Here is a 14,720-nt window from a genome sequence, read left to right as displayed (position 1 = left end):
GATTATCTGCTTACCGGCCCTTCGTGAGTTTCGTCATCGGCAGGCTTTGGCTTAGGGGGTTCATTAGATGCAGTTGGATTTGGTAAGAAATCTTTGTGCATATCATTCATCGGGTTGAACTCTTTTGCGGCATCTTTCACCTTCTCTATCTCACGCTTTATTTCAGAAACAGGATTATCTGTTTCCTTCATTATTTCCGTTTTAATATCTTCCACTGCTCCACGCATTTTTCTTACGCCTGCCCCTAGGTCACGCGCTATCGAAGGAAGTTTATCCGGTCCGAATAATACAACAATCGCCACTGCGATCAATGCCATTTCTCCAAAGCTTAATTCCATGATACAAAATTACGAAAGATATATGAATCTGAATGTGAAATATTAAGTTTTAATAAAATATTAAGTTTACGGTTGAAATCATATCTTTTTTAATAGTTTAATCTATATGAATTCCTTTTGTAATAGCGTTTTTACCTGGAAATATAAAACCTATCATTCAACAAGATCTTTCTTAATTTCCTTTTTCTTAAAATTAAAATAGGTAAGAAAAACACTTATTGCCATCAAAATAAACGCTAAAAAGAACGGTGCACCAGGAAATCTGAATGATGACGTTTTTTCACTGAAATGATAAAACAAATTCGTCATTAACGGTGGACCAATCGTAGAAGTTATACTCATCAGACTCGTTAAAGCTCCTTGAAGCTCCCCCTGTTCATTCGCCGGAACTCCTTTAGAAATTACAGATTGCAGAGAAGGGCCACAAATACCACCTAAGCAATAAGGAATAAGAATAACAAACATCATCCAGCCTTCTGTAGCGAATGAAAACAACAGCATTCCTATTGCGTACAAAGCCAGACCAATATAAATACTTTTGTAATCACCAAGTTTCGGAGCCGTCCATCGTATCAGGAGACCCTGAACAATTGCTACCAAAAACCCGACAACTCCTAACGAAATCCCGACTGTAAGTTCTGTCCATTTAAATTCCGCCATCGTAAAATAGCTCCAGTTTGTCTGTACTGCATGACCCGCAATGTATACCAAAAACAGCGTTACGATCAAACCTGATAGTTCCGGGTGCTTTAATAAAAATTTAAATGATCCAATAGGATTTGCACGTTTCCAACTGAATTCTCTTCTTTTATCTTTATCTAAACTTTCCGGAAGAATAAAATATCCGTACAAGAAATTAACCAGACATAAAACCGCAGCCGCATAAAAAGGAACTCTCGCTCCAAAGTGTCCTAAAATCCCTCCCAAAAGAGGTCCTATGATAAATCCCAAACCAAAAGCTGCCCCAATCAACCCAAAATTCTTTGAACGGTCTTTATCGGTAGAAATATCTGCAATATAAGCACTTGCCGTAGTAAAACTTGCTCCCGTGATTCCGGCAATAACCCGCCCTACAAAAAGAAGCCAGATGGTTGGTGCCAAAGCAAGAAATATATAATCCACTGCAAATCCGAAAAGCGAAATCAGAATAATGGGTCTTCTGCCATACTTATCACTCAAATTCCCTATAACCGGAGAAAAAATAAATTGCGTAAAAGCATAGGCAAAACCTAGCCATCCGCCATATTTCGCAGCTTCATTTACGCTTCCGTGAATGAGTTCTTCGATCAGCTTTGGAATTACAGGTATGATGATTCCCAATCCTATTACATCTATTAAAAGAGTAATAAATATAAAACCAATCGCTGCTTTTTTCTTCGAGTTTTCCATAACGTTGCAAAAATAATCAAATTGAGAAAAATAATGATTCTAAATTATGAGTAATCATTCATTGGTCATGATTAATAAATTGTGAACTAAAAATATTGATCCTTTTAATCATACTTTTAAGATGTTACAGATGCACTGACTTGTTAGCAATCGTTCGTTTGTTCTGAAGGTAAAAGGTATATAAAAAGTGAGATGTTGATTTTTCGACAAGAAATGAAATTCGGGCAAATACCCTAGCCCAGATTGAAACGACATCCTTTTTTGTTGCGGGCGAAGCAAAGCGGAGCACGTAACAAAAAAGATACAGTGGAAAGCTGGAAATAGCTTCAAATAAAAGGCTGAAAACTCGATAAATAATTGCTGATAAAGTTTCTAATAATGATAAAATCTTAACACCCAATACCAACAACAAATTCACTTTTAAGCCACAAAAAAAGCCTTTCAAATTGAAAGGCTTTTTCTTATTTATTGTAGTAATACTTATTTTGAAGCAAGTACTTCTTTTGTAGAAGTAGTTTTTCCGTGTACTTCATCTTCTTTTCCTGATTTCAGGAAGTCATACGCAATTGCTGATGCAATGAATATGGATGAATAGGTACCGAATCCAATACCGATCAACATCGCAAACATAAATCCTCTTAAGTTATCTCCACCAAAGATGAAGATCGCTAAAATTACAAGGATCGTTGTAAATGAAGTGTTGAATGTTCTACCTAATGTACTAGAAATAGAGTCATCAAATAATCCAGCTAATGTTAAAGCTTTCTTCTCTCTTAAATACTCTCTAATTCTATCGAAGATAATAACGGTATCGTTAATTGAATACCCCAATACTGTAAGAATCGCCGCAACGAAATCCTGATTGATCTCCATGTTAAACGGCATATACTTGTGAAGCAATGAATACGCTCCTAAGATAATAACCGCATCATGGAACAATGCTGCAACAGCACCCAATGAGAATTGCCATTTTCTAAATCTTAATAAGATGTATAAGAAAATACCTCCCAATGCAGCTACTACTGCAAGAATACCATGAGTCTGAATATCGTCTGCTACTGTTGGTCCTACTTTTTCAGAAGAGATAATTCCTGCATGTTCTTTATCTGCAGATTTGAAATCATGTAATGTTACATTAGCCGGTAAGCTTGATTTTAAACCTTCGTATAATTTTTGTTCTACCGTCTGGTCAGCTTTTAAAGATTCATCTTCGATAAGGTAATCTGTAGAGATCTTTAATTGCTTGTCGTTTCCAAAAGTTTTAGCTTCAACAGAAGAGTTTTTCCCATCTTCAGTTTTGAAAACTTTAATTAAGTTATGCTCAATATCTTCAGCATTTACTGCTTTATCAAATCTTACAACATAGTTTCTACCTCCTGTAAAGTCGATTCCGTATTTAAATCCGTGAATTGCGATTGAAGCAATACAAATAACTGTTAATACAGCAGAAACGATATATGCATATTTTCTTTTCCCGATGAAATCGATCCAAGTATTTCTGAATAGGTTTTTCGTTGGAGCCGTCCAAACAGAAAGGTGTTTTCCTTTATTCAATCTAGAGAAGATCATTACTCTTGAAAGTAATACTGAAGTAAAGAATGTCATTAAGATACCAATTCCTAACGTTAAAGCAAATCCTTTGATAGGACCTGTTCCGAATAAGAATAGTACACCCGCCGTTAATAACGTTGTTAAGTGACCATCAACAATTGCACTTAATGCATGTTTGAAACCATCTTTATAAGCTTCTAGAATGCTTTTCCCTGCAAATAGTTCTTCCTTCGTTCTTTCGTAGATAATTACGTTCGTATCGACGGCCATGGCCATCGTAAGAACAATACCCGCGATCCCAGGAAGTGTTAATGTAAAGTCTCCAGAATCCATGATTCCGAAAATATAGAATAAGTTAATGATCATTGCAATTACAGCATATACTCCCGCACCACCGTAATAGAAAATGATATAAACGATAATAATTAAGAATGCAATAGCAAATGAAATAACCCCAGCATCAATAGACTCTTGTCCTAATGAAGGTCCTACAACAGTAGCCTGAACTACTTTTGCACCTGCAGGTAATTTACCTGCTCCTAGAACGTCAACCAATTCTTTAGCTTCTTCCTGAGAGAAGTTACCCGAGATTTGAGTTCTACCGTTCGGAATGGCACCTACAACGTTTGGCGCAGTATAAACTCTACCATCCAATGTTACAGCAACTGGTTTACCTACGTTTTTCTCAGTTAATGTTTTCCATTCTTTAGCACCTTTAGAATCCATCTGCATGTCTACTATTACTCTACTTAGCTCATCATAGCTAATGTTAGCAGTTTCAACAGCACCGTCTACAGGAGCTTTTTGGCTAATGTTACCTCTGATTGCGTACAATACTAAACTTTCAGTATCTGTAGATTCAGGTTTGTAACCCCACATAAACTGAGTATATTTAATGTTTGATGGACGTAATGACTGACCTACTTTGCTGTTTAAAATTTTGTTTACAACAGCAGTATCTGAAAGTTTTACGCTTGCAACACCATTCGTTCTTAGTTTGTCTAGGTGTAAAAGATTCATGAAGTTTACATTCTTCGCAACCCCCATAGAATCACCTTTTACAGCCACCATTGTAGTCAATGTTTGGAAGTAAGGCGCAATTTCAGGAACTTGTTGTACTTCCCAAAACTGAAGTTTCGCAGAAGTCTGAAGCATTTTTTTCACCTTATCGATATCTTTCATACCTGGCATTTCAACAGAAATTCTTGCTGTACCTGGTACTCTCTGAACGTTTGGCTGCACCGCACCCATTTTATCGATTCTGGTTCTGATCACCTCAAAAGCTGTTCCTACAGAAAGATCAATTCTTCTCTTAATGATGCTTTTTACCTGCTCATCAGAAGTATTATACTTGATCTCTGATAAATTTGTATTTCCAAAAAGTTCTGGATCTGCAAGTTTAAGATTTGTTCCTTTTGCTTTGTTTAAAGCATCGAACTGATCAAAGAAATTGTCGATGTAAGATTTTGTAGAATTCTTTTGCGCTTCATCAGTCTTGTTTAAAGCCTCGATAAGAACAGGGTTTGTAGAATAATTTGTTAAATCATTCACCAAGTCTCTTTGGTTGATCTCCAAAAGGACGTTGATACCTCCTTTCAAGTCAAGACCAAGTTTCATTTCCTTGTCTTTGGCTTTAGAATAATAAAGTTTTGTGAATCCTAAGTTCAAAGTATCTTTAGAAAGCCTTGTAATCTCTTTCTGATACTTTTCGGGATTGTCTCCTGCAACAGCAGTCGCCTGCCTTTCAATTTTGCTGGCGTACCAAGTTGGTAATAGCTCATTTAAGCAAATTAACCCTAGTACAATAGCAACAATTGTAATAAGTCCTTTTCCTTGCATTTTGTTATAACTACGTTAAATTAAGTCGGCAAATATAATGATTTTCTTGATATTTTATGAATTTTTAAGAACAGAAATCGTTTATTTTCAGATATTTCGGCTGGCTGACTTCTATTTAAGATTTATCAATTTTTTTATTGTATTTTAATGATATTTAAAATTTTTATTGGTACGAAATTTTCACTCACTTAATTCAACACATTAAATATCAAAATATTATGAAAAAACTACTTTTTATGGTAGGCATTTTTTCTTCCTTAATCCTTAATTCTCAAAGCATTATTTTGGAAGAATTTGCCACCGGACTTACCGCTCCGGTCGAAATTACAAACGCTAACGACAGTCGGCTTTTTGTTGTACAACAGAATGGAATTATTAAAATTATTCAACCTAATGGGACTATTAATGCTACAAATTTTTTAAATATTGGTTCTAAAATTCTTTATGGCGGAGAAAGGGGACTTTTAGGATTGGCGTTTCACCCGCAATACTCTGCCAACGGATATTTTTTTGTGTATTATAATAACACTACCAATGGAAATATTATTGTAGCAAGATATTCGGTGAGTACCTCAGATCCGAATGTTGCAGATCCTAATTCTGAAAAGATTGTATTGAATATTCCTAAACCATTCGATAATCACAATGGCGGAAGTATTCATTTTGCACCTGATGGAAACTTATGGATCATTACCGGAGACGGTGGAAGTGGCGGAGACCCCGGCAACAATGCTCAAAACAAAAATTCTTTGTTAGGAAAAATGTTGAGAATTGATGTCAACTCAACAGGAGCTTATAATATCCCCGCAGGAAATCCATTTATAGGTTCAACTGTTGATGGTGCAGATGAAATCTGGGCATACGGACTTAGAAATGGTTGGAAATGGTCTTTTGACCTCACCACAGGAAACGCCATGATCGCAGATGTTGGACAAGGTCAGATTGAAGAAATCAACAAAGTGCCACTTACCCAAGCCGGAATCAATTACGGGTGGCGTTGCTATGAGGGAAACAATGCTTATAATAGCGCAGGATGTGCCAATGCTTCTACAATGACTTTTCCTGTAGCGGTATATGATCATTCTGGAGGAAGATGCTCAATAACCGGAGGCTATGTCTACCGAGGCAGCCTTTATCCTGCTTTACAGGGGAAATATTTCTTCACAGATTATTGCACTCCACAAATCGGAATGTTAGATTCCGGAAACGCTATAACGTGGACAACAGCATTTGCAGGTAATAATTTCTCAACTTTTGGAGAAGACAGCCAAAAAGAACTGTATGTAGCCGCTGTTAATAATGGGAAGATTTATAAAATTAAAACAAATGCAACCTTATCTACGCAAGAAAATAATAGCCTTAAGCAAATCAAAATTTATCCGAATCCTGCATCTAAAAAGGTTTTCATTGATGGATTGAAAGATAAAAATATTTCTGCAGAAATTATAAGTTCTGAAGGAAGAAAAGTGTTGGAAAATGCCAATATCAACAGCGACAACAGCATTGATATTACAGGAATTCCAGCAGGAGTTTATTATATTAATTTGAAATCAGGAGAATTGAAATCTTACAGTCAGAAATTGATTATTAAATAAACTTAAGGCATAAGACAAAGAATAAAAAAACAAATGACCAAAAAGTTGGGTAAAATCCAATAACCACATTTCAATAAAAAAGCGATTCAAAATTTGAATCGCTTTTCTTTTATATCGTCATTGAGAAAATTCTTGTCTCAGGTTTGTTCCTCATCATTCTAAGGTCAAAAACCATCGCTACATTTCTCGTAAAGGCTCTTCCTTTTTCGGTAATCTTAATTTGATTATCATGAATTTCAACCAACTCGTCTTTTTCCATTTCTTTCAGCATTTCGAAGGCATTTTCCAGTTCAGGGAAAGAATTCTGAACATCAAAAGTGGTTTCAAGCTGACACATTAAATTCAAAATATGTCTTCTTACGATCAAATCTTCTTCATTTAAGATATGGCCCTTCACTACAGGAATTTCACCTTCTTCAACCATCTTCTGATACTCTTCCACTGTTTTTACATTCTGAGCAAAAGCATACCAAGAATCGGAAATAGAAGACATCCCAAGCCCAACCATCAATTGAGTATTGCTTGAAGTATATCCCATGAAGTTTCTGTGAAGTTTTTTCTGAATTAATGATTGGTACAAATCATCATGTTCAAGAGAAAAATGATCCATTCCCACCTCGATATATCCTAAATCTTCCAATAATTTCTTCCCATCTTCATATAAACGGCGTTTTTCTTCTCCGCTTGGCAAATCATTTTCATCAAAACCTCTTTGTCCAACTCCTTTCACCCATGGAACGTGTGCGTAAGAATAGAATGCCAACCTGTCTGGTTTCAGTTCCATTGTTTTACGGATCGTATGTTCCATTGCTTCCCAACTCTGGTGTGGAAGTCCGAAAACCAAATCATGACTGATTCCTCTGTATCCAATTTCTTTAGCCCATTCCGTTACATCTCTTACATTTTCAAAAGGCTGAATTCTATTGATTGCTTTCTGAACTTTAGGATCATAATCCTGAACTCCAAAACTCACTCTTCTAAACCCTAAATCATACAACGTCTGAAGATGATCTTTCGTTGTGTTATTGGGGTGACCTTCGAAAGAAAATTCAGGATGCTCTGCAATCTCAACACTTTCAAAAATACCCTCCAATAAGGTTTTTAGATTTTTAGGCGAGAAAAAAGTAGGAGTTCCTCCACCTAAATGAAGTTCTTTTAATTTCGGTTTTTCATTAAAAAGCTCCAGATACAATTTCCATTCTTTTAAAACACTTTCCAAATACGGTGTTTCAACGCTATGTTGTTTTGTAATACGCTTATGACACGCACAAAATGTACACAATGCTTCACAGAAAGGCAAATGGATGTAAATAGAAATTCCTTCCTCTGCATTACTTTCCTTAAATGACCTTATAACGCTCTCCTTCCATTTTTCAGGTGAAAAAGTACTCTCGTCCCAATAAGGAACAGTAGGATAAGATGTATAACGAGGTCCCGGAATATTATATTTATCTATTAAAGAATTCATTGAAAATGTAAATTTTAAAAATGGAACTCCAAAAGGAATTTCATATTGCAAAATTAAATATAACTTATGAATTTTAAATCATGAATTATATTAGGGTTTCTTTTAGAAATTTATAATGAGTCTAAATACCATTTCTGGAAACCTTCATTTAAAATCACAGCAACTAACTGTAAATCAATACAATAATCCATTTTATTGATTCTACCTTTTCTTATAGTGGCTCATTGCAACATTTTTATGATTCCTGGAAATTTCCCTCAAGTATATGAGAGCAACTCCCCTGTCAGTCGACATTTATCTCATTAATTCCTTCGTAGATCTTAAATTTTCTCTATGATAATAGGAAGGTCATTGATTAATAATGTCACTGTGATTTGATTCATCAATACTTTATCTAACTAAAATTTTAATTTTAACAAAGAGATTTTATCTTTTCCAGCGAGAACGACTGTATTTCCATCCACCCATTCGCAAACAAAAAATCCTTTTTCATCAGAAATTTTCTTCCAATTTTTTCCGAAGTCTGAAGAATAACTGATGTGTTGATCACCAACTGAAATGAGTTCTTTCCCTTTAGAGTTTGGTTTAATCTTCACACAAGTGGTGTAACCTGCATTTTTTCCGGAAGCCTGAATTTGCCATGTTTCTCCACCATCATTTGTTGTGGCAATATTGTTAACGTTAGCTTCTTGTTTGGTATAATCTCCACCAACCGCAACTCCGAATTTATCATTCGCAAAATCTATTGAATACATTCCCTGAGAAGATTCTCCTTGGATAAATGGTGTATTAAATATCTCCAATTTTTCATTTTTAAAATGTAATCTTAAAATTCGCGAAGCTTTTCCACCTGTTGCAATCCATAAGTAATTTTGAGTTGAAGCAATATTAGTATTACTGGCTGCAAATGCGGCTTCCCCTTGATTTAATTTCAGTTTATTCTCAAAAAAACTCCATTGCCCATCTTTATACATCATCAACTTCAATCTATTATCATCCGTATCACTGAATGTAAAAGCCCGTTTTTTATTTACAAAGTGAAAAGCATCATAAAATGCAGTTTTTGCAGTGTCTGTATGTACAATCTTGTAGGTCAAATCTTTCTTATCGATCTTAAAAAAGTAAGCCGGACTTTCAATATTAATGGCAAAAAAAGACTCTTTATTCTGAGCCAATGTTCTAAACTGAAGTTTCTTTTCAGATAATTTAATCTGTTTTTGATCTTTAGGATCCTTTAAATCAACAAAACCAAACTTTGAATCGGTTCCGCTATACCAGACCTTCCCATCGTAAAGTTCTAATGCACGAATGCTTATTTTATCATTTAAAATGGTTGTCAGACTTTCTACTTGTTGAGAAAATGAGCATATTCCTAACAAGGAAAATAAAAATGGTAAAAGCTTTTTCATAGAGGCAAAAATAAAAATAACCCGCAAAAGCGGGTTATATATTAATCATTATTTTATCATATTAGTCATTGTCCTGATATTTTTCAGGATTGTTTAGTTTACCATTAGATCTTCCGTACAATACATACACCAAGCCTCCTAATAATAACCAAATACCTGAAAGCTCCAACGCATGCGTGCTTAGGTTCATTATTAAATATACATTGATAAGTACTCCCAATGCAACAATTATTTTATAAGCAGGAACCTTGAAAGGTCTTGCTAAGTTAGGTTCTCTTTTTCTCATTACCCAAACTGCAATACAAACTAGGGTAAACGCAAACAGAGTTCCAAAACTCGTCATATCTGCTAATGTAGAAATAGGCGTCAACGCAGCAATGAAAGCTACTACAAATCCCAATAAAATAATTCCTTTATAAGGTGTTTTTGTTTTTGGATGAAGATCACCAAAGAATTTAGGAATCAATCCGTCTTTTGCCATTCCGATAAAAATTCTAGACTGCCCCATCATCATTACCATTACTACAGAAATCAATCCTACAGTAGCAGCAATTGTTACAATGTTACTCGCCCAATGTTTTCCTGCAATCTCAAAAGCATACGCTACCGGAGCTTTAATAGCATCTGGAAACTTTCCTTCAGGATTAAAATCAGAATAATGAATCATTCCTGTTAATACAAGAGATACACAAATATATAAAGCTGTACATACTAATAACGAAGTAATAATAGCAAATGGTACATCTTTTTTAGGATTAATAGCTTCTCCAGCTTGAGTAGAAACAGCATCGAAACCGATATAAGCAAAAAAGATTGCCGCTGCTCCCGAAATAATTCCCTTAACTCCATACGCGGAGACCATTTCTCCTTCAGAATTTTTAATTAATGTTTGATCTGGGATAAAAGGTTTCCAGTTTTTAACACCATCCGCAGCCGTATAAAGATCAGAACTAGAAAAAATGATGTAAGCTCCTGCTATAATTACAAAAACAACCGCACAAGTCTTCATAACAACAATAAGGTTATTTGCACTTGCTGCTTCCTTAGTTCCTTTCACCAACAATGCGGTAATCAGCAAAACAAGGATAAATGCAGGTAAGTTCATAGAAAAGCCCTCTCCTGTATAACTTGCAGGATCTGATGTAAGATAAGAAGGCAAATGAATTCCAAAGATTTTCAAAAATTTGGTAAAATATCCGGACCAACTGACCGAAACAGCCATACTCGCCATGGCATACTCTAAAATAAGACACCAGCCCATTGCCCATGCAAATATTTCACCTACCGTTCCGTACGCATAAGCATATGCAGAACCTTCAACAGGAATAATAGAAGCAAACTCTGCATAACACAAGGCTGCAAAAATACAAGCAATACCTGCTACTATAAAAGAAATAGCAAGTGCCGGGCCTGCATGATAATAAGCTCCGGTTCCGGTAAGAACAAATATTCCACCGCCAATGATAGCCCCAACTCCTATTGCCGTCAAGCTCCATTTACCAAGAACTTTTTTCAGCTCACTTTTTCGCATATCTGCCTCATAGGCACTTAGTGGCTTTTTAACCCAAATTTTAGACATATTTTACTATTTATAAAGATTTACGAAAATATAAAAAAAATAAGGAACCTCAACGTTTATTGATAAACTTTCGTCATTAAAATTAAATTTAGAAACATAAAAAACTGATTTACATATAATCCAAATCATTTTTCATAAATTCTTATTTTTTGCTTATTTTTGGCCGCATGAATTTATACGATCTTTTCGTAAAACCGTATGAGAGCTATACAGATTTACAAATTCTATTAGAAGTTAGCGGAACTATTTTTGGAATTCTGAGTGTTTATTTTTCCATTAAAAAAAACATTTGGGTTTATCCTACCGGAATTATTTCTACTTTAATTTATGTGTACATTCTTTTCAACTTCGGTTTATTCGGAGATTGTATGATCAATGTATACTATACCGCTATGAGTATTTACGGGTGGATCTTATGGTCGAAAAATTCTAAAGATCATATTCATGTTGATGTAACTTGGGCCACAAAAAAAGAATGGATCTTTGCAAGTGTTCTTTTTATTATAAGTTTAGTATTCGTTACCATTATATATTATTATAAACCTTATATCGATAATCAATTCTCAATGAAAGGAACCCACTTAGGTTTGTATCATCTGGATTGGGCCAATTGGCTGGATGTAGTCACTACTTCAATATTCTTGGTGGGGATGTGGTTTATGGCCAAACAACGCATTGAAAACTGGATATTTTGGATCGTCGGAGATTTTATTTGCATGCCAATGATGATTTTTAAGGGTCTAGGTATCACTTCGGTTCAATATTTGGTATTTACTATAATGGCGATCTTAGGATACGTCAGTTGGAAAAAAAGTTTTAAAGAAAAAAGTATCATAAAGTCATGAAAAATTTATTAAAAATAACGTTCAGTATTTTCGTTATAACAAGTTTAACATCTTGTCTTGCTTATTCAGACGGATATGCAAATAATGGCTACGGAGACCCATATTACAACAATGGTAATTATTATGCTCCACAAGGCTATTATGGCGGTGGCGGATATTATGGTAATGACGGATATTATTACAGAAATGATATCAATTACTATTATGATGGTGGTGTACCTTATTATTACGGAAGTAACAGAAGAAAAGTGTACGTAGAAAGAAGAAATACAACGACTACACAAAGACCTAATAACGGTTTCCCAAACTCAAATTCGAATTCAAATAGAGGAGACGGATTTAGAAACAACGGAAATAACAACAACGGAGGATTCAGAAATTCAAACTCTGGAAACAGCCAAAACAACAGTGGAGGTTTCAGAAATTCAAATTCCGGTAGTAACCAAAACAATAGTGGAGGTTTCAGAAACACAACCCCACCCGCAACGAACAATAACAATAGCGGAGGCTTTAGAAATCAGCAACAAACTGCCCCAGCACCACAAAATAACAACAATGGTGGGTTCAGAAATGACAGCAACAGTGGCGGATTCAGAAACAGCTCTGGCTCACAAAGCAGCAGTCCTCAGCCAAGCAGTACTCCAACCAGACAATCAAGCGGTGGCGGATTTAGATAAAACAATTATAAATAAGGAAACGAACAGCTAACACTGTTCGTTTTTCATTTTAAATATATTAATTTTGCGTGTTTATTTTTAGACAAAGAAAGTATGGAATTTTATAAATATCAAGGGACAGGGAATGATTTTGTAATGATCGACAATCGTGATCTACAGTTTCCTAAAGACAAAAAAACTATTGAGAAATTATGCGACAGACGTTTTGGAATTGGCGCTGATGGTCTTATTTTATTAGAAAATGAAGACGGTTTTGATTTTAAAATGATGTACTATAATTCTGATGGTGGAGAAAGTACCATGTGTGGAAACGGCGGGAGATGTTTGGTGGCCTTTGCTTTTTTTCTTGATATTTTTGAGGACAAATGTAAATTCATTGCTATTGATGGAGAACATGAAGCAGAAATCCATAACGGAATCATCAAACTAAAGATGATTGATGTAGAAACCATTTCTAATGACGGAGAAGATACTGTGATGAATACGGGTTCGCCTCATTATGTAAAATATGTTGAAGATTTGGTGAATTACAATGTTTTCGCAGAAGGAAATGGCATCAGAAATTCTGAAAATTATAAAGAAAAAGGGATCAACGTAAATTTTATTGAAAAAATTACGGATAATGAAATCTTTGTAAGAACCTATGAACGAGGTGTTGAGGACGAAACTTTCAGTTGCGGAACAGGAGTTACAGCTTCTGCTTTAACTTTTCTACAAAAACACAATCTAATCTCTGTAAAAGTTAAAACTTTAGGAGGAAACCTTAAAGTTTATGCTGAAAAAAATGGAGATTCTTTTCAGAATATATGGCTAGAAGGTCCTGCAAAACAGGTTTTCAGAGGAAAAGTAGATCTTATTTAAAAAAACAAAAAACTTTTAATCAATTTTAATAATGAAAAAAGCTATTCTCATTATCATTCTGCTCATTATCGTGGTGGCAGGATTTTTTGGTTTTAGATTTTATAATACATATTACGCAAACAACGTAGAAAAAGAAGGATATCTTTTGATTCCCCATAATGCAAGTTTTAAACAAGTATTAGATTCTATTGCGCCGTATATTAAAAACAAAGAATCTTTTGAAGCTGTGTCTAAAGATAAAGATCTTGACAAATCTTTAAAAGCAGGTCGTTACCACATCCAAATGGGAACAGGGAATACCAACTTAGTCAATATGATTAAGGCCGGAAATCAAGCTGAAAATACTTTTAGAATTGGTGATTTTGGAGATGTGTATCAAATGGTTGGTAAAGTCACCAAGAAAACAGAGCTTGATTCTTTACAGTTCGTGAATGATTTTAATAAGATCGCAACAGAAAAAGGCTATAACAGCGCAGAAGATTTAAAGAAATATTTCTTTATTGATACGTATAACTTTTTCTGGACAGTAACACCAAAAGAGTTCTTTACCAAATTCGAAAGTCAGTACAACGACTTCTGGAATAGCGAAAGAAAAGCTAAAGAGCAGCAGTCGGGTTTAACAAGAGATCAAATTTATGCATTAGCTTCTATAGTTTATAAAGAATCCGGAGGTAAAAAGGATGAAATGAAAACAATCGCAGGATTGTATTTAAACCGTTACAGAAAAGGAATGAAACTACAATCTGACCCAACGGTAATTTACGCCATGAATATACAGTCTAATTTTAAAAATCCCATCAAAAGGGTTTTCTATAAATACCTATCTACTCCATCTCCTTATAATACCTATGCCAATAAAGGAATTCCACCGGGACCAATTTGTGTGGTAGATAAAAATTCTGTTGATGCTGTTCTGAATGCAGAAAACAACAACTTTATCTTTATGTGTGCAGACCCTGCCAGATTTGGATATCATAAATTCACAGCAAGTGCGGAAGAGCATGCCATTAATGCAAAAGCGTACCAAGACTGGCTGAATTCAAAAAATATAAAATAAGAAATAAATTTAACTTTATTTTAACAATCTAACAATTAACATTTAGGTTTAAAAAACGACATATACTTTATAAATAATAAATTAACCTTAATATATTGAAATGTATACAATT

Annotated in this window: 10 protein-coding genes and 1 pseudogene; 5 read left to right on the top strand and 6 right to left on the bottom strand. The window is 34.8% G+C overall.

The window, feature by feature from the left end:
• Positions 1–2: 2 nt before the first annotated feature.
• From AMQ68_RS11665 to AMQ68_RS11655, 3 genes and pseudogenes are all read right to left on the bottom strand, one after another.
• A complete protein-coding gene (locus tag AMQ68_RS11665) occupies positions 3–338 on the bottom strand; it encodes a twin-arginine translocase TatA/TatE family subunit (protein WP_054510813.1) in 336 nt (111 codons plus the stop codon).
• Positions 339–491: 153 nt separating this feature from the next.
• Positions 492–1,742 (bottom strand): annotated as a pseudogene (locus AMQ68_RS11660) (TCR/Tet family MFS transporter); the annotation flags it as partial.
• 465 nt (positions 1,743–2,207) lie between these two features.
• A complete protein-coding gene (locus AMQ68_RS11655) occupies positions 2,208–5,117 on the bottom strand; it encodes a protein translocase subunit SecDF (protein WP_054510811.1) in 2,910 nt (969 codons plus the stop codon).
• Between the two features lie 218 nt (positions 5,118–5,335).
• On the opposite strand from AMQ68_RS11655, the gene AMQ68_RS11650 reads away from it, so the two are divergent.
• Entirely contained in the window at positions 5,336–6,712 is a 1,377-nt protein-coding gene (locus tag AMQ68_RS11650) for a PQQ-dependent sugar dehydrogenase (protein ID WP_054510810.1), read from the top strand.
• A 109-nt stretch (positions 6,713–6,821) separates the two neighbouring features.
• On the opposite strand, the gene hemN is transcribed toward AMQ68_RS11650, so the two are convergent.
• The 3 genes from hemN to AMQ68_RS11635 form a co-directional block, all read right to left on the bottom strand.
• Positions 6,822–8,180: an oxygen-independent coproporphyrinogen III oxidase gene (gene hemN / locus AMQ68_RS11645; RefSeq protein ID WP_054511108.1), complete on the bottom strand. Its 1,359-nt coding sequence runs from the start codon at positions 8,178–8,180 to the stop codon at positions 6,822–6,824.
• Positions 8,181–8,578: 398 nt separating this feature from the next.
• Complete coding sequence (locus tag AMQ68_RS11640) at positions 8,579–9,589, bottom strand: hypothetical protein (RefSeq protein WP_054510809.1); 1,011 nt, start codon at positions 9,587–9,589, stop codon at positions 8,579–8,581.
• A gap of 61 nt (positions 9,590–9,650) precedes the next feature.
• Entirely contained in the window at positions 9,651–11,168 is a 1,518-nt protein-coding gene (locus tag AMQ68_RS11635; RefSeq protein ID WP_054510808.1) for an amino acid permease, read from the bottom strand.
• Positions 11,169–11,335: 167 nt separating this feature from the next.
• Here AMQ68_RS11635 and pnuC point away from each other — a divergent pair, with 167 nt between their 5' ends.
• The 4 genes from pnuC to mltG all read left to right on the top strand — a co-directional run bounded on the left by pnuC (position 11,336) and on the right by mltG (position 14,608).
• Positions 11,336–12,013 (top strand): nicotinamide riboside transporter PnuC, encoded by a 678-nt coding sequence (gene pnuC, locus AMQ68_RS11630; protein WP_054510807.1) that lies wholly within the window; start codon positions 11,336–11,338, stop codon positions 12,011–12,013.
• On the top strand, positions 12,010–12,690 hold the full coding sequence (locus AMQ68_RS11625; RefSeq protein WP_054510806.1) for a hypothetical protein: 681 nt from the start codon (positions 12,010–12,012) through the stop codon (positions 12,688–12,690). Before pnuC ends, AMQ68_RS11625 begins: the two co-directional genes overlap by 4 nt.
• Before the next feature lie 93 nt (positions 12,691–12,783).
• Entirely contained in the window at positions 12,784–13,551 is a 768-nt protein-coding gene (gene dapF, locus AMQ68_RS11620) for a diaminopimelate epimerase (protein WP_054510805.1), read from the top strand.
• Between the two features lie 31 nt (positions 13,552–13,582).
• Entirely contained in the window at positions 13,583–14,608 is a 1,026-nt protein-coding gene (gene mltG / locus AMQ68_RS11615; RefSeq protein WP_054510804.1) for an endolytic transglycosylase MltG, read from the top strand.
• The last annotated feature ends 112 nt before the right edge of the window (positions 14,609–14,720 follow it).

This window comes from Chryseobacterium sp. ERMR1:04, from assembly GCF_001297705.1.
GTDB lineage: Bacteria > Bacteroidota > Bacteroidia > Flavobacteriales > Weeksellaceae > Chryseobacterium.
This window is presented reverse-complemented; position numbering and strand designations above follow the sequence as displayed.

Coding starts and splice junctions, on each gene's coding strand:
- pnuC (WP_054510807.1), top strand. CDS start 11,336: ATGAATTTATACGATCTTTTCGTAAAACCGTATGAGAGCTATACAGAT.
- AMQ68_RS11650 (WP_054510810.1), top strand. CDS start 5,336: ATGAAAAAACTACTTTTTATGGTAGGCATTTTTTCTTCCTTAATCCTT.
- AMQ68_RS11640 (WP_054510809.1), bottom strand. CDS start 9,589: ATGAAAAAGCTTTTACCATTTTTATTTTCCTTGTTAGGAATATGCTCA.
- dapF (WP_054510805.1), top strand. CDS start 12,784: ATGGAATTTTATAAATATCAAGGGACAGGGAATGATTTTGTAATGATC.
- mltG (WP_054510804.1), top strand. CDS start 13,583: ATGAAAAAAGCTATTCTCATTATCATTCTGCTCATTATCGTGGTGGCA.
- AMQ68_RS11665 (WP_054510813.1), bottom strand. CDS start 338: ATGGAATTAAGCTTTGGAGAAATGGCATTGATCGCAGTGGCGATTGTT.
- AMQ68_RS11635 (WP_054510808.1), bottom strand. CDS start 11,168: ATGTCTAAAATTTGGGTTAAAAAGCCACTAAGTGCCTATGAGGCAGAT.
- AMQ68_RS11655 (WP_054510811.1), bottom strand. CDS start 5,117: ATGCAAGGAAAAGGACTTATTACAATTGTTGCTATTGTACTAGGGTTA.
- AMQ68_RS11625 (WP_054510806.1), top strand. CDS start 12,010: ATGAAAAATTTATTAAAAATAACGTTCAGTATTTTCGTTATAACAAGT.
- hemN (WP_054511108.1), bottom strand. CDS start 8,180: ATGAATTCTTTAATAGATAAATATAATATTCCGGGACCTCGTTATACA.